Annotated in this window: 20 protein-coding genes and 1 pseudogene; 18 read left to right on the top strand and 3 right to left on the bottom strand. The window is 72.2% G+C overall.

The annotated features are described in order from the left end of the window. Positions 1 to 67 precede the first annotated feature (67 nt). Together BEK98_RS02910 and BEK98_RS02905 are read right to left on the bottom strand one after the other, a co-directional pair. Positions 68 to 838: a DeoR/GlpR family DNA-binding transcription regulator gene (locus tag BEK98_RS02910; RefSeq protein ID WP_094214753.1), complete on the bottom strand. Its 771-nt coding sequence runs from the start codon at positions 836 to 838 to the stop codon at positions 68 to 70. Positions 839 to 1105: 267 nt separating this feature from the next. Continuing rightward, positions 1106 to 1930: an NAD-dependent epimerase/dehydratase family protein gene (locus BEK98_RS02905; protein WP_094214752.1), complete on the bottom strand. Its 825-nt coding sequence runs from the start codon at positions 1928 to 1930 to the stop codon at positions 1106 to 1108. A gap of 221 nt (positions 1931 to 2151) precedes the next feature. On the opposite strand from BEK98_RS02905, the gene BEK98_RS02900 reads away from it, so the two are divergent. Beyond that, positions 2152 to 3093 (top strand): 5-dehydro-4-deoxyglucarate dehydratase, encoded by a 942-nt coding sequence (locus BEK98_RS02900; protein ID WP_094214751.1) that lies wholly within the window; start codon positions 2152 to 2154, stop codon positions 3091 to 3093. Next, positions 3090 to 4253, top strand: a complete 1164-nt coding sequence (locus BEK98_RS02895; RefSeq protein WP_094214750.1) for a hypothetical protein — start codon at positions 3090 to 3092, stop codon at positions 4251 to 4253. Before BEK98_RS02900 ends, BEK98_RS02895 begins: the two co-directional genes overlap by 4 nt. Here the strand turns inward: BEK98_RS02895 and BEK98_RS02890 are convergent. After that, positions 4190 to 5425 (bottom strand): MFS transporter, encoded by a 1236-nt coding sequence (locus BEK98_RS02890; protein WP_094214749.1) that lies wholly within the window; start codon positions 5423 to 5425, stop codon positions 4190 to 4192. The genes BEK98_RS02895 and BEK98_RS02890 overlap by 64 nt on opposite strands. 144 nt (positions 5426 to 5569) lie before the next feature. Here BEK98_RS02890 and BEK98_RS02885 point away from each other — a divergent pair, with 144 nt between their 5' ends. The 16 genes and pseudogenes from BEK98_RS02885 to BEK98_RS02810 form a co-directional block, all read left to right on the top strand. After that, positions 5570 to 6031, top strand: coding sequence for a DUF6010 family protein (locus BEK98_RS02885; protein ID WP_244201721.1), 462 nt, complete (start codon positions 5570 to 5572; stop codon positions 6029 to 6031). After that, a complete protein-coding gene (locus tag BEK98_RS02880; protein ID WP_094214748.1) occupies positions 6028 to 6606 on the top strand; it encodes a TIGR03086 family metal-binding protein in 579 nt (192 codons plus the stop codon). The genes BEK98_RS02885 and BEK98_RS02880 overlap by 4 nt, the downstream gene beginning before the upstream one ends. Positions 6607 to 6787: 181 nt before the next feature. After that, positions 6788 to 7093 (top strand): antibiotic biosynthesis monooxygenase, encoded by a 306-nt coding sequence (locus tag BEK98_RS02875; RefSeq protein WP_094214747.1) that lies wholly within the window; start codon positions 6788 to 6790, stop codon positions 7091 to 7093. 11 nt (positions 7094 to 7104) lie between these two features. Beyond that, a complete protein-coding gene (locus tag BEK98_RS02870; RefSeq protein ID WP_094214746.1) occupies positions 7105 to 7386 on the top strand; it encodes a hypothetical protein in 282 nt (93 codons plus the stop codon). Positions 7387 to 7422: 36 nt separating this feature from the next. Next, a complete protein-coding gene (locus tag BEK98_RS02865; protein ID WP_094214745.1) occupies positions 7423 to 7950 on the top strand; it encodes a DUF6368 family protein in 528 nt (175 codons plus the stop codon). Positions 7951 to 7987: 37 nt separating this feature from the next. After that, entirely contained in the window at positions 7988 to 8749 is a 762-nt protein-coding gene (locus tag BEK98_RS02860) for an MBL fold metallo-hydrolase (protein ID WP_094214744.1), read from the top strand. A 120-nt stretch (positions 8750 to 8869) separates the two neighbouring features. Beyond that, positions 8870 to 9535, top strand: a complete 666-nt coding sequence (locus BEK98_RS02855; protein WP_094214743.1) for a GntR family transcriptional regulator — start codon at positions 8870 to 8872, stop codon at positions 9533 to 9535. Beyond that, the gene (locus BEK98_RS02850) at positions 9532 to 10443 is read left to right on the top strand and encodes a dihydrodipicolinate synthase family protein (protein WP_094214742.1); all 912 of its coding nucleotides are present in this window, start codon (positions 9532 to 9534) and stop codon (positions 10441 to 10443) included. The genes BEK98_RS02855 and BEK98_RS02850 overlap by 4 nt, the downstream gene beginning before the upstream one ends. After that, positions 10440 to 12161 (top strand): L-arabinonate dehydratase, encoded by a 1722-nt coding sequence (gene araD / locus BEK98_RS02845; RefSeq protein ID WP_244201720.1) that lies wholly within the window; start codon positions 10440 to 10442, stop codon positions 12159 to 12161. The genes BEK98_RS02850 and araD overlap by 4 nt, the downstream gene beginning before the upstream one ends. A gap of 106 nt (positions 12162 to 12267) precedes the next feature. Next, positions 12268 to 13203, top strand: a complete 936-nt coding sequence (locus tag BEK98_RS02840; protein WP_094214740.1) for a carbohydrate ABC transporter permease — start codon at positions 12268 to 12270, stop codon at positions 13201 to 13203. After that, positions 13200 to 14084: a carbohydrate ABC transporter permease gene (locus BEK98_RS02835; protein WP_094214739.1), complete on the top strand. Its 885-nt coding sequence runs from the start codon at positions 13200 to 13202 to the stop codon at positions 14082 to 14084. The genes BEK98_RS02840 and BEK98_RS02835 overlap by 4 nt, the downstream gene beginning before the upstream one ends. Continuing rightward, on the top strand, positions 14081 to 15373 hold the full coding sequence (locus BEK98_RS02830; RefSeq protein ID WP_094214738.1) for a pectate lyase family protein: 1293 nt from the start codon (positions 14081 to 14083) through the stop codon (positions 15371 to 15373). Before BEK98_RS02835 ends, BEK98_RS02830 begins: the two co-directional genes overlap by 4 nt. Then, complete coding sequence (locus BEK98_RS02825) at positions 15370 to 16509, top strand: Gfo/Idh/MocA family protein (RefSeq protein WP_094214737.1); 1140 nt, start codon at positions 15370 to 15372, stop codon at positions 16507 to 16509. Before BEK98_RS02830 ends, BEK98_RS02825 begins: the two co-directional genes overlap by 4 nt. Then, complete coding sequence (locus tag BEK98_RS02820; protein WP_094214736.1) at positions 16509 to 17354, top strand: DUF6807 domain-containing protein; 846 nt, start codon at positions 16509 to 16511, stop codon at positions 17352 to 17354. Before BEK98_RS02825 ends, BEK98_RS02820 begins: the two co-directional genes overlap by 1 nt. Further along, positions 17354 to 18859 (top strand): glycoside hydrolase family 43 protein, encoded by a 1506-nt coding sequence (locus BEK98_RS02815; RefSeq protein ID WP_094214735.1) that lies wholly within the window; start codon positions 17354 to 17356, stop codon positions 18857 to 18859. The genes BEK98_RS02820 and BEK98_RS02815 overlap by 1 nt, the downstream gene beginning before the upstream one ends. Positions 18860 to 18890: 31 nt before the next feature. Next, positions 18891 to 19946 (top strand): annotated as a pseudogene (locus BEK98_RS02810) (pectate lyase family protein); the annotation flags it as partial. Positions 19947 to 19948 lie beyond the last annotated feature (2 nt).

Below are 19948 nucleotides of genomic sequence, written 5' to 3'. Positions count from 1 at the left end.
GGATTTATAGGGATATAAGGGGCGCGTATCGGTATGAATGAGCCCTGGGGGTGGGCGAGTTTGTTTTTCAGACCCGGATGACCTGCGGGCCCAGCAGCGAGTAGCGGTGGGCCTCGGCCGCCGGAAGCAGCGTGCTCGTCACGATCGCCTCCAGCGCGCCGACCTCGGCGAACCGGCAGAAGCTGACCGCTCCGAACTTGGTGTGCACGCCCGCGAAGACCGTCCTGCGTGCGGCGCGGATGGCCTGGGCCTTGACCTCGCTGACCGCGGGGTCGGGGGTGGTCAGGCCGTGTTCGCGGGAGATGCCGTTGGCGCCGATGAAGGCGAGGTCGACCACGAAACCGGACAGCATATTCGTCGTCCAGTGGTCGACGGTCGCCAGCGTGCCGGCGCGGACCCGGCCGCCGAGGAGCAGGACCGACATGCTCTCGGTCTCGGCGAGGGCGCCCGCGACGGGCAGGGACGCGGTGACCACGGTCAGCGGCCGGTCCGCCGGCAGGGCCTCGGCGATGAGCTGCGGGGTGAAGCCCTCGTCGACGAAGACCGTCTCCGCGTCCCCCAGCAGCTCGGCCGCGGCGGCCGCGATCCTGCGCTTCTCGGGGACGTGGCTGGTGGCGCGGAAGGCGAGCGTCGTCTCGAAACCGGCGCTCTCGACCGGGTAGGCGCCGCCGTGCGTACGACGGACCAGGCCGTGGTCCTCCAGGGCGCGCAGATCGCGCCGGATGGTCTCCTTGGCGACGCCCAGCCGGGCGGCGAGCGCGGTGACGTCGACCGCGCCCGTGGCGCGCGCGGCCAGCACGATCTCGCGCTGGCGCTCTTCCGCGGTTCTCGTGCTCATGTCGTCACCCACTTCCCTGTGGAGCTGCCCGTTCGGGCCCATGGGGGAAGTTCTACAGCGGGTGTGCGGCGCTGACCAGGTCTGTTGCGGGCCCGATACTGCCCGTGTGTGCCCGTTCGCGAAGCGCTGTGCCCGCCTCGGACCTGTACGGCTGCCGGGCGAGGGGTGGGAGCGGGCGGCCCGGATGCCCGAACGCGGCGGCGGGCGGGCCCGTTCGGTGCCCGCCCGCCGCCGTGAGCGATCGTTTTCCGCCGTCTCGCCGGATGCTCAGTACGGCCAGATGGGCGGATCGTTCACGAAGTGCCCGCCCAGGTGGCTGTGGGCCGGGTTCTCCGGGTCCAGCTCGCCCTGCTCGGCGATCAGCTTCTCGGCGTACGGCTCCGAGTCGTCCCGCGGCTCGTAGCCGAGCGCCCGCGCGGTCGTGAGGTCCCACCACAGGCGCGTGTTCGCCGAGGAGCCGTAGACCACGGTGTGGCCGACCTCCTCGGCGGTCAGGGCCGCGTGGAAGAGGCGGGCGCCGTCGGCCGGGCTCATCCAGACCGAGAGCATGCGCACGTTGGCCGGCTCCGGGAAGCACGAGCCGATGCGCACGGAGACGCTCTCCAGGCCGTACTTGTCCCAGTAGAACTGCGCGAGGTCCTCGCCGAAGGCCTTGGACAGGCCGTAGAAGGTGTCGGGGCGGTGCGGGGTGTCGATCGGGATCAGCGCTCTTGAATCAAGAGGTGTGCCCGCGCGCGGGGCCGGGGTGAAGCCGACCGCGTGGTTGGAGGAGGCGAAGACGATCCGCGGCACGCCTTCGAGGCGGGCGGCCTCGTACAGGTTGTAGGTGCCCTCGATGTTCGACGTCAGGATCTTCTCGAAGGGCGCTTCCAGGGAGATGCCCGCGAGGTGCAGGACCGCGTCCACGCCCCGCACCGCCTCGCGCAGCGCCTCCTTGTCGGTGAGGTCCGCGGTGATCGCGTCCGGCTCGCCCTCGATGGGCCGCACGTCGAACAGGCGCAGCGTGTAGCCGTACTCCGGCAGCAGGTCCCGCATCAGGGTGCCGAGCCCGCCGGCGGCGCCGGTGAGCAATACGGTGCGGGGAGCGGGCATCCTCGGTCTCCTTGAGTCAACGGCCGCGTTCGTGGACAGCATTCACATCCATGGACACGCTAAGGATCGGTGCAGCGGCTAGTCAAGTGTGGCGTGGAGTCGCGAAATCCGCTGCTGTGTCGGGGGTTTGTCCGCTTGACCCGTCCCGAGTGGCGCCCGTAGCGTGGTCGCGTTCAGAAATATAGACGCTGATCAGAGACATGCACCGACAGGGAGCGCCCGTGACGCCAGCCCCTCTCGCCGCCCGGCTCCGCGACCCGAGCGGGCCGCTGTTCTTCCCCGTCACGGCCTACGGCCCGGACGGCTCCCTCGACCTCGATGTCTACCGCACCCATGTGCGCCGCGGCGTCGAGGCCGGCGCCGCCGCCGTGTTCGCCTGCTGCGGCACCGGGGAGTTCCACGCACTGCTGCCGGAGGAGTTCGAGGCCTGCGTGCGGGCGGCCGTCGAGGCGGCCGAGGGGCGCGTCCCGGTGATCGCGGGCGCCGGCTACGGCACCGCGCTCGCCGTCCGCTACGCACGCCTCGCCGAGGCCGCGGGCGCCGACGGGCTGCTCGCCATGCCGCCGTACCTCGTGCTGGCCGGCCAGGAGGGCCTGCTGCGGCACTACCGGGAGGTCGCCGCCGCCACCGCCCTGCCGGTGATCGTCTACCAGCGCGACAACGCGGTCTTCACTCCCCAGACGGTGGTCGAGCTGGCCCGCACCGACGGCGTCATCGGCCTCAAGGACGGCCTCGGCGACCTGGACCTCATGCAGCGGATCGTCAGCGCCGTCCGCACCGAGGTGCCCGGCGACTTCCTGTACTTCAACGGCCTGCCCACCGCCGAGCAGACCCAGCTCGCCTACCGCGCCCTCGGCATCACCCTGTACTCCTCGGCCGTCTTCTGCTTCGCCCCCGAGATCGCCCTCGCCTTCCACCGGGCCCTGCGGACGGACGACCAGGACACCCTGCGCCGCCTCCTGGACGGCTTCTACCGCCCGTTCGTGGAGCTGCGCGCGCAGGGCCGCGGCTACGCCGTCTCGCTCGTCAAGGCGGGCGTACGGCTGCGCGGCCTGGACGTGGGCGAGGTCCGGCCCCCGCTGCACGAGCCCGGCGAGGACCATGTCAAACAGCTCGCCCAGCTGATCGAGCGGGGCCACGCGCTGCTGGAGGAGGACGCGTGAAGGCGTCGGCGTTCGTCTACCCCTGGGACGTCGACGGGGACCCCGAGGCCCCCGCCCGCATCGCCGCGCTCGGCGTCGGGCAGGTGACCCTCGCGTCCGCCTACCACTCCACCCGCGCCCTGACCCCCCGCCACCCGCGCCACCGCATCGTCACCGCCGAGTACGCGGCCGTCCTGTACCCCGTCGGCGACCGCTGGGCAGGCCGCGGCCTGCGACCGTACCCCGCCGGGCGCTGGGCCCCCGGCAACGCCTACGGAGAGGCCGCCGAGGCGCTCGCCGCGGCCGGCCTGGAGGTGCACACCTGGGTCGTCCTCGCGCACAACTCCCGCCTGGGCGCCGAACATCCGGACACCTCGGTCGTCAACGCCTACGGCGACCGCTACCCGTGGGCCCCCTGCATCGCCCAGCCCGCCACGCGCGCGTACCTCGTCGACCTGGCCGCCGAGGCCGCCGTACGCCCCGGCGCGCACGGCACCGAACTGGAGTCCCTCGGCTGGTACGGGCTCCAGCACCTGCACGCCCACGACAAGACCTCCGGGGTCGGCCTCGGGGACGCCGGGCAGTACCTGATGTCGCTCTGCTTCTGCCCCGCCTGCCGCGCCGGGTACGGCGAACAGGGCCTGGACGCCGACGGGTTGGCGGCCGCCGTACGGGACGCCCTGGAGCCGCTGTGGCGGGGCGCGGCGGACGACGGGGGCTGGCCGACGGTCGAGAAGCTCCTCGGCCAGGACACCGCGGCCGCCACGCGCGCGTGGCGCGACACCACGGCCCGCACCCTCCAGGAGCAGGCCGTCACCGCCGTACGCGCCGCCGCACCCGACGGCTTCCAGATCCTGCTGCACGCGGACCCGGTGCCGTACCACTGCGGCGCCAACGTCGGCGTGGACCCCGCCCACATCCTCTCCGTCGCGGACGGCGTGGTGGTGCCGTGCACGGGCGGTACGGCCCTGCTGGCGCCCTTCGCCGAGCAGGCGCGCGAGCGGACGGTGCTGGCCGCCAACTTCACGGTGGTCTCCGGGATGGGCGGCAGCCCCGGCACCCTCGCGGCCGACGCGGCCCGCGCGCGTGCCCAGGGGGCGACGGAACTGCGGCTGTATCACGCCGGGTTGGCGTCGGACGACGACCTCGGGGCGGTGCGCGAGGCGCTCGCCGCGCGCTGAGCCGCGAGCACGGCGGCGGTCAGGAGCAGTCCCAGGGCGTACAGGGGCAGCAGCAGCCCGGGGCCGGCCAGTTCGACCAGGCCGGCCCCGACGGCGAGTCCGAGCACGTTCGGCGTGAACATCAGTGTGTTCGCGGTCGCCGTCGCCCGGCCCAGCAGCGGCCCCGGCGTCTCGCGCTGTACGGCGGTGAGCGCGGCGATCAGCACACAGGGCAGACCGAGGCCGACGGCAGCCCCGGCCACCAGGGCCACCGGATCCGACGGCACGGCCCGCGCGGCCACCCCGGCCGCCGTCAGCGCGATCCCGGCTGCCGCGAACCGGCGCCCGCCGAGCCGCCGCAGCGCGGGCCCGGAGACCAGCCCCACCGTCACCGAGCCGACGCCCTGGGCGGCGTACAGCACGCCCGTGTAGGCGGGGGAGTGCCCGAGGCGGTCCACGACGGCGTACGTCGTCGTGCTGCTCAGCGAGGCGAGGAGCATCGTCGTACCACCCGCCCGGACCAGCGGCCGCAGCCCCGGGTGCCCCCACAGATGGCGCACGCCCCGGGCGGTCTGCCGCCACCAGCCGCCGCCCGACCGGGCGGGCCGTTCCTCGGGTACGCGCAGGAGGGCGCACAGCCCGGAGGCGAGCACGAAGGTGACCGCGTCGAGACCGGCGACGGCCGGCCCGCCGTAGAGCGCGTAGAGGCCCGCGCCGGTCAGCGGGGCGACGAGCTTCATGCCCTCCGTGACGGTCAACCGCAGTCCGTTGATGTCGCCGAGCAGGTCCGGGGCGACGACGGCGGCGACCAGGGCCGACTCGGCGGCCTCACTGACGACGCCGGCGGCGCCGTACAGGAACAGCACGGCGAACAGCAGCCACAGGCCGCCCGGCGAGTCGACGGTGAAGAGGGCGAGGAGGAGGGCCGCCAGGCCCAGGTTCAGGGTGATGAGCAGGGGCCTGCGGCGGAAGCGGTCGGCGAGGGTGCCGAGCGCCGGGCCGGCCAGGGTGGGTGCCCACATCGCGAGCATGCACAGGGCGGCCAGGCCGTTGGAACCGGTGAGGTCCTTGACCCACACGCCCGACGCCAGCCACAGCGAGGAGGTACCGAAGGCGGACACCAGCAAGCCCGTGAGATACAGCCCGGCGTTGCGGTCCCGCAGCACCCGCGTCACGGTCCACGAAGTCGTCATGCCTGCTCATCGTGGCCCTAAGGGGGGTGCACACGGATCGGTCACCTGCCTTATCCGCGCGCGTGACCGCGGCGGCGACAATCCGTCGGAACCTGTCACTCACCCCCCTGGGGCAGCCCCGGCCCCGTCCCTACCGTCGACCGCATGCGCTACCTCGCCCCGATCCTCATCGGCCTGCTCTACGTCCTGCTCATGTCCCTGATCCCCGAGCCGCACCGGCGCCGCTTCAACGCGGTCATGATCGCGGGCGCGGGTGCCGCCTACCTCAGCGGCGGAGCCCTCGGCGGCTGGGAGTTCGCATTCACCGCGGTGGTCACCTACGTCGCCTACCGGGGCCTGGACTCCTGGACCTTCGTCGGCGTCGGCTGGCTGCTGCACACCGCGTGGGACGTCGTGCACCATCTCAAGGGTCACCCGATCATCCCGTTCGCCCACGACTCGTCGTTCGGGTGCGCGCTCTGTGATCCTGTCATCGCGCTGTGGTGCTTCGGAGGCGGCCGGTCACCGTGGGAGTGGCTGCGCGGCCGCAGGGCACCGATGAGTTTCGCCGAGCCGTCCGGTCACCCCTCCGTACGGGTAGCGCAACCCCCAAGGAGCGACGCATGACCACCCCGATCCTCGACCTCGGCCCCCAGACCCGGATCCTGGCGCTGCTCGCCGAGGCCGTGACCGACGAGCAGTTGCCGGGCCGCACACCCTGTCCTGACCTGGCGGTACGCAATCTGCTGGGTCACCTGCTGGGACTGTCCGTCGCCTTCCGCGACGCCGCCCGCAAGGACCTGGGCGCGACGACCGACACCCCGCCGAACACCGTCGTCCCGGACATCGGCCCGGGCTGGCGCGAGGAGCTGCCCAAGGCGCTGGACGAACTCGCCGACGCCTGGCGCGACCCGGCCGCCTGGACCGGCATGACCCGAGCGGGCGGGGTGGACCTGCCCGGCGCGGTCGCGGGTGCGGTCGTCGCCGACGAGCTGGTGATCCACGGCTGGGACCTGGCCCGCGCCACCGGCCACCCCTACGCCCCCGACCCCGAGGCTCTCACCTCGGCCCACGGCTTCCTCCTCGCGGCGACCGCCGAGGGCAACGGCCCCTTCGGTCCGGTCGTCCCGGTCCCGGCCGAGGCGCCGCTGCTGGACCGGGCGGTGGGCCTGAGCGGGCGTGATCCGGAGTGGCGGCCGTAGCGGGTGTCCTCCGGATCACGCCGGCGACGCGGGCCCCGAGAGGGTGTCCTCCGGATCACGCCGGCGACGCGGGGCCGTGCCCCTGGGCGTACCGGCGGTCGCCGGGCGGCGGAAGCGGCGCATCGGACCTACCGTGACCTGAGAGGGGGCGGGCCGAATGCGTACAACGGAGGAAGCCGCCATGCAGGAGCACTACGTGTGGGTGACGACGCGCCGCCTTCAGCCGGGCAGCCTGGAGGAGTTCGAGCGGGCCTGGCGCCCCGCCCCCGCCCCGCAGGGCCTGCGCCGCGCCTTCGCGTACTGGTCCGAGGACGGGCAGGAGATCACCGGCGTGTCGTTCTGGGACTCCCAGGAGGCGTGCGACGCATGGCGGGCCTCCGAGCCGGAGGCGCAGCGGCGGGCGGCCATGGAGCCGTACGTCGCCTCGGAGGACGAGGGCTTCTACCGCGGCCGGGAACTCACCCTCCCGGGCGTCGGCCATGGGTGAACGCGGCTGACATGAGCGAGATCGTCGTCGTGTACGAGCTGGACCAGCCGGCGGCCGCACACGCCACCCGGGACAGCTCGCCCGATGAGCAACGGCTCCCGCGCCGGGTGCACGCGGCCCCCACCGCGCCCGGCAGACCCGACGCCGCCGGACCACGGACCCTCTGCGGCAAGGACACCTTCGCCATGGAGCTGGCCCCCTGGCGGCCGTCCGAGGACCCCGGGACGCGGTGGTATCCCGCCGAGTACGCGCCCGTGGTCTGCCCCGACTGCGATGCCGTGATGGAGATCTGAGTAGCATCCCCGGTCCGGACGAAGAGCGGGGGCGTCATGGCGGGGCCGGTCGTGGGACTGTGGCTGTTCGACGAGGCGCGCGGCGCCCAGGATGTGGTGGCCGGTCTCCTGCCCTGGCTCGAGACCTTCTGCGATCCCGTCCGGCCCGCCGGCGACGGACACGCCGACTTCTGGATCGCCGACGCCCGCCCGCTCGGGCTGAAGCAGGCGGACGTCGACGGTACCGGATGCTTCACCCTGGGGGCAGACGAGCAGATCCCCGCCGACGACGAGGACTATGCGGCCTTCTCGCGTCCGCCCACGCACGGGATCGCCCTGTTCGCCGGCTCCTCGGGCCGGCCGAACCACCGCACCCTCGGCCATCTCGCCCTCACCCTGGCCCGACGCCTGGACGCGCCGATCGACTTCGACGGGATGCTCTTCGAAGGACCCTCGCCCTTCCCGGGCACCCTGCGCGAGGTGTCCTACGACACGGGGGACGGCGAGCGCTCCGTCCGCCACGTCGGCGACGCCGAGTTCCTCGCCGCCTGGCTGCGCCACCCCGGATTCCACTTGGTGAAATGAACCGGAGCAGGGCGTGAGGCGTCGTACCCTCCCTGCTATGCCGCTCACCCTCACCGTCCTCGGTACCGCCTCGCCGCACCCGGGCCCGGACCGGCCCTGCTCCGGCTATCTGGTGTCCGGCGGCGGTGCCGAGGTGTGGGTGGACGCGGGGCCCGGTACGTTCGCCGCGTTGCAGCGGCACACGGATCCCGCCCGGCTCACCGCGATCTGGATCTCGCATCTGCACGCCGACCACAGCGCCGACCTGCTCGCCGCCGCCTACGCCTTCGCCTTCGGCGGCATGGCCCCGCACGCGCCGATCCCCGTGTACGCGCCCCAGGACTGCGCGCGCCGGCTGGCGGGCTTCTTCGGCCGCCCGGACGTCGAGTTCCTGAAGGGCGTCTTCGACTTCCGGGACCTGTACGACGGCCATGACGTCCGGCACTGGAACCTCCGCCTGACCGCCCGCGCCGTCGCCCACGACACCGAGGCGTACGGGCTGCGCGCCGAGTCCCAGGGCAGCGTCCTGGCGTACTCGGGAGACAGCGGACCCTGCCCCGCGCTCACCGAACTCGCCTCCCGCGCCGACCTGTTCCTGTGCGAGGCGGACCTCGACGAGCATCGCGTTGGCGAACACCCCCGGCAGGTTCATCTGACGCCCGAGGACGCCGGCCGTATCGCCCGGGACGCCCGTGTGCGGGAGCTGCTCGTCACCCACGTCGGCCCCACGCTCACCCGTGAGGCGGCCACCGAGCGAGCCGCCGCGGTCTCCGGCCGGCCCACCTACACCGCCGTCGAGGGCGACACCCGCACCGTCTGAGACGCCGCCGGCCTTCTTTTGTCAGAAGCATTGACGAAACACGGGCCCCCTCCTACCTTCAACGCGTCGTACTTCGTACGTCATATATGAGACGCGATATGTGAGATCCGAGAGGGCCGCATGACCTCTGTGCCCACCCCGATCCCGTCCCGTACGCAATTTGTGCTGGACGCGATCAAACACCGCATCCTGACGGGTCAGTTGACGCCCGGTCAGGCCCTGGTCGAGACGGAGCTGGCCGCGCAGTACGGGGTGTCCAAGACCCCGGTGCGCGAGGCGCTGAAGACCCTCGCCGGGACCGGTCTCGTCGTGATGAGCCAGTACAAGGGCGTCACGGTGCGCATGGTGGACGCGGACATGGCGCGCGAGGTCTACGACGTGCGGCTGCTGCTGGAGCCGGAAGCACTGCGGCGGGCCGTGCTGCGCGAGGCCTCCCTCGACGCCGCCCGCGACGCGCTCACCCGGGCCGACGCCGCCACCGACACCGCCGAACGCTCCCTGGCGAACCGGGAGTTCCACCGCGCCCTCTACCTGCCGTGCGGCAACCCGCTGCTCGGCCGGATGCTGGACGAGGTCCGCGACCAGGCCGCCCTAGTCTCCGCCGTGGCCTGGGCGACCGACCCCTCCTGGGAGCGGGAGGCCGCCGAGCACCGGGAGATCCTGCGGCTCGCGCTGGACGGCGACGCGGACGGCGCCGCGAGCGCCCTGCACGCCCACATCGCGTCCTTCGTGCGGCGAGCTTTCCCCTCGGACACCGAGCCCCACCCAGCGGAAGGTCATCAATGAGCAGCGTGACGTTCGAGACCCAACGGGCGGCCCTGGCCGACGTGGTGGCCATCCCGGTGACCCCCTTCGCCGAGGACGGCTCCGTCGCCGAGGACACCCACCGGGCACTGCTGCGTCGCCTGCTCGACGGCGGGATCAGAACCCTCACCCCGAACGGCAACACCGGCGAGTTCTACGCCCTCACCCCCGAAGAGCGCCGTCTGGTCACGGAGTCGACCGTGGACGAGGCCGGCGACCGCGCCGTGATCCTCGTCGGCGTCGGCCACGACCTGCCCACCGCGACCGCCTCCGCCCGGCACGCCCGCGCGCTCGGCGCACAGATGGTGATGGTCCACCAGCCCGTCCACCCCTACGTCTCGGCGGCCGGCTGGGTCGACTACCACCGCGCCATCGCCGAGTCGGTGCCCGAACTGGGCGTGGTCCCCTACATCCGCAACGACCGGCTGCCCGGCGCCCGCCTCGCCGAACTCGCCGACCACTGCCCCAACGTCATCGGCGTGAAGTACGCCGTCCCGGACGCCGCACGCTTCGCCGCCTTCGCCCGGGACGCCGGCCTGGACCGCTTCGTCTGGGTGGCGGGCCTCGCCGAACCGTACGCCCCCTCCTACTTCTCCGCCGGTGCCACCGGCTTCACCTCAGGGCTCGTGAACATCGCCCCGGCCGTCTCGCTGAACATGATCGAAGCGCTTCGATCCGGCGACTACCCGGCCGCCATGAAGGTCTGGGAACAGATCCGCCGCTTCGAGGAACTGCGCGCCGCCCACGGCTCCGCCAACAACGTCACCGTCGTCAAGGAGGCCCTGGCCGCGCTCGGCCTGTGCCGCCGGGACGTCCGCCCGCCGAGCAGGCAACTGCCGGAGGACGAGCGCGCCGAGGTCGCCGCGATAGCCGCCGGGTGGTCGATATGAAGTCCCCCGAGCAGCTGAGAAGCCACCAGTGGTACGGCACCGACGGCCTGCGCTCCTTCAGCCACCGCGCCCGCACCCGCCAGCTCGGCTACCTCCCCGAGGAGCACCTGGGCAAGCCGGTCATCGCGATCCTCAACACCTGGTCCGACATCAACCCCTGCCATGTGCACCTGCGGGACCGCGCGCAGGCCGTGAAGCGGGGAGTGTGGCAGGCGGGCGGCTTCCCGCTGGAGTTCCCGGTCTCCACCCTCTCCGAGACCTTCCAGAAGCCGACCCCGATGCTCTACCGCAACCTGCTCGCGATGGAGGCCGAGGAACTGCTGCGGTCGTACCCGGTGGACGGCGCCGTCCTGATGGGCGGCTGCGACAAGTCCACGCCCGCCCTGCTGATGGGCGCGGCGAGCGTCGACCTGCCGACCGTGTTTGTCCCCGCCGGCCCCATGCTCCCGGGACACTGGCGCAGCGAGGTGCTCGGCTCCGGCACCGACATGTGGAAGTACTGGGACGACAAGCGGGCCGGCCTCATCGGCGACTGCGAGATGACCGAGCTGGAGAGCGGCCTCGCCCGCTCGCCCGGCCACTGCATGACGATGGGTACGGCGTCCACGCTCACCGCCGCCGCGGAGGCGCTCGGCGTGACCGTCCCGGGGGCCTCCAGCATCCCGGCCGTCGACTCCGGGCACGACCGGATGGCCGCCAAGGCGGGTATGAGGATCGTCGAACTGGTCCACAAGGACCGGAAGTTGAGCGACATCCTCACCCAGGACGCCTTCGAGGACGCCGTCACCACCGTCCTCGGCCTCGGCGGCTCCACCAACGCCGTCATCCACCTGATCGCCATGGCCGGCCGGGCCGGCGTCCGGCTCACCCTCGACGACTTCGACCGCATCGCCCGCACGGTGCCGGTGCTGGCCAACGTCCGGCCCGGCGGACGGACGTACCTCATGGAGGACTTCCACTTCGCCGGCGGCCTGCCCGGATTCCTCTCCCGGATCCCGGACCTGCTGCACCTGGACCGGCCGACGGCCTCGTACGACACCCTGCGCGAGCAACTGGAAGGCGCCCAGGTCCACGACGACGACGTCATCCGGCCCCGGGACAACCCGGTCGCGAGCGAGGGCGGGGTCGCTGTCCTGCGCGGCAACCTCTGCCCGGACGGCGCCGTCATCAAGCACATCGCCGCCGAACGGCACCTGCTCGAGCACACCGGCCCGGCGGTCGTCTTCGACGACTACAGGACGATGCAGCGCACCATCAACGACCCGTCGCTCGGCATCACCGCCGACAGCGTGCTGGTGCTGCGCAACGCCGGACCCAAGGGCGGCCCCGGCATGCCCGAGTACGGCATGCTGCCCATCCCCGACCACCTGCTGAAGCAGGGCGTGCGGGACATGGTGCGGATCTCCGACGCCCGGATGAGCGGCACGAGTTACGGCGCGTGCGTGCTGCACATCGCACCCGAGTCGTACATCGGCGGGCCGCTGGCCCTCGTCCGCACGGGCGACTCGATCACCCTGGACGTCGAGGCCCGGACCCTCCGGCTGAACGTGGACGACGCGGAGCTGGAGCGCAGGAGGGCGGAGTGGACACCGCCGCCCACCCGGTACGAGCGCGGCTACGGCGCGCTCTACAACGAGCAGATCACCCAGGCCGACACCGGCTGCGACTTCGAGTTCCTGGCCCGGCCGGGCAAGGTGCCGGACCCGTACGCCGGCTGAACCCCGCACACCCGCTGTCGAAGCGCTTCACCCATGTGTATGTAGCAAGCGCTTCCTGCGCTCGCCGCACCCGCTCTACCCGCCCCACTGCGAACGGAGAACAGTCATGGCCCAAGCCGCAGCCGTGGCGAAACCGCCCGCGCCACCCCGGCGGCGCCGTGCCTCCGCGACCCCGCGCAGGCTGCCGTACCTGCTGATCGCCCCGGCGGCCCTGCTCATGCTGGGCTTCATCGCCTACCCGGTGCTCAGCGTCTTCTACTACAGCCTGCAGAACTACAACCCCACCAAGCCGTGGCGGAACGGCTTCGCGGGCTTCGACAACTTCACCCAGGCCTTCGCGCACGACCCGCAGTTCTGGGACACGCTGACCTTCAGCGCCCAGTGGGTCGTGGTCGAGGTCGGGCTGCAGCTGCTGTTCGGGCTGGCGCTCGCGCTCATCGTCAACCAGACCTTCGTGGGCCGGGCGGTCGGCCGCGCCCTCGTCTTCTCCCCGTGGGCCGTCTCCGGGGTGCTCACCTCCGCGATCTGGGTGCTGCTCTACAACTCCCAGACGGGCATCACCCGTTACCTCGCCGACGCGGGCATCGGCTCCTACGGCACCAGCTGGCTGTCCGACACGTCCACGGTCTTCCCGGCCGCGGTGGTCGCCGACCTCTGGCGCGGTGTCCCCTTCTTCGCGATCCTCATCCTCGCCGACCTCCAGTCCGTCTCGAAGGACCTGTACGAGGCCGCCGAGGTCGACGGGGCGAGCCGCCTCAAGCAGTTCTGGCACATCACCCTGCCTCATCTGAAGGACGCGATCGTCCTGTCCACGCTGCTGCGCGCGGTGTGGGAGTTCAACAACGTCGACCTGCTCTACACCCTCACGGGCGGCGGACCCGCGGGCGAGACCACCACCCTCCCGCTCTACATCGCCAACACCAGCGTCGACGCCCACAACTTCGGCTACGCCTCCGCGCTGACCACGGTGGCGTTCGTGATCCTGCTCTTCTGCTCGATCGTCTATCTGCGGCTGAGCAAGTTCGGAGGTGAGACCAAGTGATCACCGAGATCGCTCCCGCACCCGAGCGCACGGCGCCCGAGCCCGCCCGGCCACGCGGCAGGCGGCGCGCCTGGGACGAGGTCCCGCGCTGGCAGATCTACCTCCCCCTGGGGATCTACCTCCTCTTCACCCTGATCCCCTTCTACTGGATCCTGCTCTTCGCACTCCGCCCGGCCGGCTCCACCTCCCTGGTCCCCTGGCCGATGACCTTCGACCACTTCCAGAAGGTGTGGACCGAGCGCAGCTTCGGCACCTACTTCACCAACAGCGTCTACGTCGGCCTCGCCACCCTGGTGCTGACCACCGTGGTCGCCCTGGCCGGCGGCTACGCCCTCGCCCGCTTCGACTTCCGGCTCAAGCGCGGCTTCATGCTGGCCCTGCTCTGCTCCCAGTTCGTGCCGGGCGCCCTGCTGCTGGTCCCGCTGTTCCAGATCTTCGCCAAGCTATCGATGATCAACTCACTGGGCAGCGTCATCATCGCCGAGACCGTCTTCCAGCTGCCGCTGTCGATGATCCTGATCAGCGGGTTCATCCGGAACGTGCCGTACTCCCTGGAGGAGGCCGCCTGGGTGGACGGCTGCAACCGCATGACCGCCTTCCGGATCGTCGTCCTGCCGCTGCTGCGGCCCGGGCTGATCGCCGTGGGCTCCTTCGCCTTCGTGCACGCCTGGAACCACTTCCTGTTCGCCCTGATGTTCCTCTCCGACCAGAGCAAGCAGACCATCCCGGTCGGCCTCAACACCCTGATGAGCGCGGACAGCGTCGACCTGGGCGCCCTCGCGGCGGGCGGCATCATCGCGGCCGTACCGGTCGTGATCGTGTTCGCCTTCATCCAGAAGTGGCTGATCACCGGTTTCAGCGCGGGGGCGGTGAAGGGATGAGATTCCGTCACCTCACGCTTGCGGCGGCGCTGTTGGGGGTTCTGTGTGTGCCCGCGCACGCCGACGACGCCCGTGACATCAGCCGGGACGTGCTCGCCCCGGACGACGGCTGGGCCGCGGCCGAGGGCGGCACCACCGGCGGCGCGGCGGCCGACGACGCACACGTCTACACGGTGACCGACCGCGCGGGCCTCGTCCGCGCCCTCGACGGCGGCAGCGACACCCCGAAGATCATCAGGATCGCCGGGACCGTCGACGCCGACACCGACGACTCCGGCCGTCACCTGGACTGCGCCGACCACGCCACCGACGGGTACGCCCTGAAGAAGTACCTGGCCGCCTACGACCCCCGCACCTGGGGCTCCGCCAAGCCCAGCGGCCCGCAGGAGGAGGCACGCCAGGCGTCGGCGGCCCGGCAGGCCGAGCGGGTCGTCCTGCCCGTCGGCTCGAACACCACGATCGTCGGCCTCGGCTCCAAGGCCCTCCTCAAGGGCGCCGACCTCCAGATCAAGGACGCGGACAACGTCATCGTCCGCAACCTCGAACTCCGCGACGCCTACGACTGCTTCCCCGTCTGGCAGCCCAACACCGGCGGCCTCGGCGACTGGAAGACGGCCTACGACACCCTCTCGCTGACCGGCGCCACCCACGTCTGGATCGACCACGTCACCGCCTCCGACCGGGGCCACCCGGACGCCGCCGAGCCCACCTACTTCGCCCGCAACTACCTCCGCCACGACGGCCTGCTGGACATCACGGGCGGCTCCGACCTGGTCACCGTCTCCTGGTCCCGGTTCGCCGACCACGACAAGGCGATGCTCATCGGCAACAGCGACTCGGCCACCGGCGACCGCGGCAAGCTGCGGGTGACCCTGCACCACAACCAGTTCGAGTCCGTCGTCCAGCGCGCACCACGCGTCCGCTTCGGGCAGGTGCACCTGTACGACAACCGGTACGTGGTCCCCGAGGGCAGCGAGTACCGGTACTCCCTGGGCGTCTCCACCGAGTCCGCGATCTACGCCGAGAACAACGCCTTCCACACCCCGAGCCACGTCGAGGCCGCCGACCTGGTCAAGAGCTGGAACGGCTCCGCCCTGCACCAGAGCGGCACCCTCTTCAACGGCTACCCGGTCGACCTGCTCGCCATCCACAACGCCTACAACTCGGGCAGCGAGCGCGACCTCACGGCGGACGTCGGCTGGACGCCTACCCTGCACGGAAAGATCGACAGCGCCGCGGTGGCCGACCGAGAGGTGGCGCGCGGTGCGGGCGCAGGGAGGATCCCATGACCGTACCCATCGTCCTGGCGGGCGCGCGCGGCCACGGCCGCTGGCACCTGGACAACATCCGCCGGCTCCAGGCGAACGGCCTCGTCCATCTGGCCGGGATCTGCGAACTGACCCCGCTGAGCCAGGAGGAGATCCCCGACGGCCTCGGCACGCCGGAGCAGTCCGCCGACTTCGGCGCGCTCCTCGACACCACCGGAGCGAGAATCGCCGTCATCTGCACGCCGATCCCCACCCACACCGACCTGGCGCTGCGGGCAGCCGAGCGGGGCGTGCACCTCCTGCTGGAGAAGCCGCCCGCGCCCTCCTACGCCGAGTACCGGCGGATGGCCGACGGGGTCGCCCGGGCCGGTGTGGTCTGCCAGATCGGGTTCCAGTCGCTGGGCTCGCACGCCGTGCCCGCGATCCGGCGGCTCGTCGCCGAGGGCGCGATCGGCGAGATCCTCGGGGTCGGCGGCGCCGGGGCCTGGGCCCGCGAGGAGGCCTACTACCGGCGGGCGCCCTGGGCCGGCCGGCGGCGCCTGAACGGCGTCGACGTGGTCGACGGGGTCCTCACCAACCCCCTCGCGCACGCCGTCGCCACCGGCCTCGCCCTGCTCGGCACCACCCGCGCCGAGGACGTCACCGGCATCGAGACCGAGCTGCTGCGCGCCAACGACATCGAGTCCGACGACACCTCCTGCGTCCGCGTGAGCACCGCGCGCGGCCCGGTCACGGTCGCCGCCACCCTGTGCGCCGAGGAACCGGGGGACCCCTACGTCCTGGTGCACGGGAGCACCGGCCGGATCACCTTCTGGTACAAGCAGGACCGGGTGCTGCTCCAGCGGGCCGGGCACGGCCCCGAGGAGTCCGAGCACGGCCGCACGGACCTGCTGGAGAACCTGGTCGAGCACCTGGAGAGCGGCGCCGACCTGCTGGTCGCCCCGGACGAGACCGGCGCCTTCATGAAGGTCGTCGAGGCCATCAGGACCGCCCCCGACCCGGCCCCCCTGCCCGAGACCGCCTGGCACCTGCTGCCCGCCGAGCGGCGCCGGGTCGTCCCCGGCATCGACAGCCTGGTCGCGGCCTCGGCCGACACCCTCGCCCTCTACTCCGAGCTGGGCGCCTCCTGGGCCCTACCGAAAGAGGTGAGCACCTGATGACGCCACACGACACCCCGGTCCTGCGGGTCGCCGGCCGCCCGGTCGGCCGGTACGTCACCCGGCCCGAGCTGCCGGCCCGGCTCGCCCCGCGCCCCTATCTGCACCCCGTCACCACGCCGGCCGGCACGGCGGTCACCGAGCTGAGCCCCGCCGACCACGCACACCACCTCGGCGTCGGTGTCGCCGTTCCCGACGTCGAGGGGTACAACTTCTGGGGCGGGCGCACCTTCGTGCGCGACCAGGGCCCGACCGAGCTGGACAACCACGGCGCCCAGCGGCACACCGCCTTCCAACTGCGCGACCCCGACGGCTTCGTGGCCGAGCTGCGCTGGGTCGCCGCCGGAGCCGAGCTGCTGCGCGAGCGCCGTACCGTCGCCGCCACCGAACTCACCGACACCGCCTGGGCGCTGGACTTCACCTTCTCCCTCACCAACGTCACCCCGGGCCCGCTCTCCCTCGGCAGCCCCGCCACCAACGGGCGGCCCGGCGCGGGCTACGGCGGTTTCTTCTGGCGGGCCCGCAAGGAGGAGTCGGCACCGGACGTCTTCACCGCCGACCGCGAGGGCGAGGCCGAGGTGCACGGCACCCGCGCCGACTGGGTCGCGCTGGCCGGGGCCGGCTGGACGCTGGTCTTCGCCGGGGCCACCGAGGACACCCGGCGCGACCCGTGGTTCGTGCGCGCGGCCGAGTACCCGGGCGTCGGCTCCTCGCTGGCGCACACGCAGCGGCTGCCGATACCGCCCGGCGAGACCGTCGTACGCCGGATCGTCACCGTCGTCGCCGACGGACGCCTGGAGCGCGGCGAGGCGGCCACGCTGGTCCGCAAGGCGGTGAGCCAGTGATGAACGGGACGTACCAGAACCCGATTCTGAACGCCGACTGGTCCGATCCGGACGTCGTCCGCGTCGGCGACGACTTCTACCTCACCGCCTCCAGCTTCGGCCGCGCCCCTGGCCTGCCCCTGCTGCACTCGCGCGACCTCGTCCACTGGGCCCTCGTCGGCCACGCCCTCGAACGCCTCGAACCGGAGGCGGAGTTCACGACGCCCCGGCACGACTGCGGGGTCTGGGCACCGGCGATCCGGCACCACGACGAACGCTTCTGGATCTTCTGGGGCGACCCCGACCAGGGCATCTACCAGATCAACGCCCCCGAGATCCGCGGCCCCTGGACCCGCCCGCACCTCCTCAAGCCGGGCAAGGGCCTGATCGACCCGTGCCCGCTGTGGGACGACGAGACCGGCGACGCCTACCTCGTGCACGCCTGGGCCAGGTCCCGCTCCGGCATCAAGAACCGGCTCACCGGCCACCGGATGCACCCCGACGGCACCTCGCTGCTCGACGAGGGCAAGGTGATCGTCGACGGCGACCGCATCCCCGGCTGGTTCACCCTGGAGGGACCCAAGCTCTACCAGCACGACGGCTGGTTCTGGATCCTCGCGCCCGCCGGGGGAGTGGACACCGGCTGGCAGGGCGCCTTCCGCTCACGCGGCTTCTTCGGGCCGTACGAGGAGCGGATCGTCCTGGAACAGAAGGACACCGAGGTCAACGGGCCGCACCAGGGCGGCTGGGTGCGCACCGCGGCCGGCGAGGACTGGTTCCTGCACTTCCAGCAGCGGGGTGCCTACGGCAGGGTCGTGCACCTCCAGCCGATGCGCTGGGGCACGGACGGCTGGCCGGTCATCGGCGCCGACGGCGCCCCCGTCGCCGTACACCGCCTCCCCGACCTCCCGCCGCAGCCGCCCGCCGCCCCCGCCACCGACGACGACTTCCCCGGCGGACGGTACGGCCGCCAGTGGCAGTGGACGGCCAACCCGGGCGACGGCTGGGCCACCCACCACTCCGGGGACGGGCTGCGGCTGGCCTGCGTCCGCTCGGCCGACGCCCACGACCCGCGCAAACTGCCGCACGTGCTCACCCAACGCCTGCCCGGCCTGCCCTGCGCGGTCGACGTCGAGCTGAGCCTGGACGGCACCGAGCCGGGCGCGCGAGCGGGGCTCGCGGTGCTCGGGGACGCCTTCGGGTGGATCGGCCTCGAACGGGGAGCCGACGGGACGGTCCGGCTCGTGCACCGGTTCGCGGAGGCCGTCGCCGAGCAGGAAAGGGACGCCGGTGTGCCGTGCCTCGCGCCGGAGGGACGGGCCCGGCTGCGGATCGAGGTGGCGGCCGGGGCGCGCTGCCGCTTCTCGTACGACGTCGGAGACGGCCTGCGCCCCTCCGGACCGGTCTTCGCGGCCACCCCCTGGCGCTGGGTCGGCGCCCTGCTCGGCCTGTTCGCCGTCGCGCCCGAGGGATCGGGGCACGCGGGGTCGGCGACCTTCACGGAGTTCCGGATCAGCCCCTTGTAGTCCGTCCCCTGTATGCCTGTCGGGAGCCGCAATGACGCACTTCCCTAGCAAGCGCTTGCCAAGGTCGAGGCCGGGTGCCGGTCTCGTCCTGGCCGCCGTCGCCGCCCTGATCGCCGCGCTCGGGCTGGGCACGGTGGGCCAGGCGAAGGCCGCCACCGACTCCGTCGCCTCCGCCGCCGCACCCTGGAGCGACCGCCCGCACGGCTTCGCCTCCCTGGCCGGCGGGACCACCGGCGGCGCGGGCGGCGAGGTCGTCACCGTCACCGACCAGGCCTCCCTGGCCAGGTACGCGGCGGCGAAGGAGCCGTACGTCATCCGGATCGCCGGATCGATCGCGGTGGAGCCCTTCGGCTCGGACATAGTCGTCAGCTCCGACAAGACCCTGATCGGCGTCGGCGACACCGGCGAGATCGTGCACGGGGAGCTGCATCTCGACCCCGGCACCCACAACGTGATCATCCGCAACCTGACCATCCGCGACAGCTACGTCGAGGGCGACTGGGACGGCAAGACCCAGGACTTCGACGCCATCCAGATGGACACCGTCGACCACGTCTGGATCGACCACAACCGCTTCACGCACATGGGCGACGGACTGCTCGACATCCGCAAGGACAGCCAGTACCTCACCGTCTCCTACAACCGGTTCACGCACCACAACAAGGCGTTCGGCATCGGCTGGACCCCCAACGTGGTCACACAGATCACCATCGACCACAACTGGTTCTCCGGCACCAAACAGCGCAACCCGTCCGCCGACAACTGCGCCTACGCCCACCTCTACAACAACTACCTGTCCAACCAGGTGGCCGACGGCGACACGGTGTGGACGTACGGGAACTGGTCCCGGGGCCACACGAAGATGGTCATCGAGAACAGCTACTACGACGGCGTCCAGCACCCCTACCAGGCCGACGACACGGCCGAGTTGGTGCAGCGCGGATCGATTCTCAGGAACACCACCGGCCGGACGGACGAGCACGGCACGGCCTTCGATCCGCGGGCCTTCTACGCCTACCACCTCGACCCGGCCGCCGCCGTACCCGCGCTGGTCGAGCACTTCTCCGGTCCGCAGGCGCGGATCGGTCA

Source organism: Streptomyces diastatochromogenes, assembly GCF_002242805.1.
GTDB lineage: Bacteria > Actinomycetota > Actinomycetes > Streptomycetales > Streptomycetaceae > Streptomyces > Streptomyces diastatochromogenes.
Note: the sequence above shows the minus strand (reverse complement) of the source record. Positions and strands in the feature narration are given on the sequence as shown.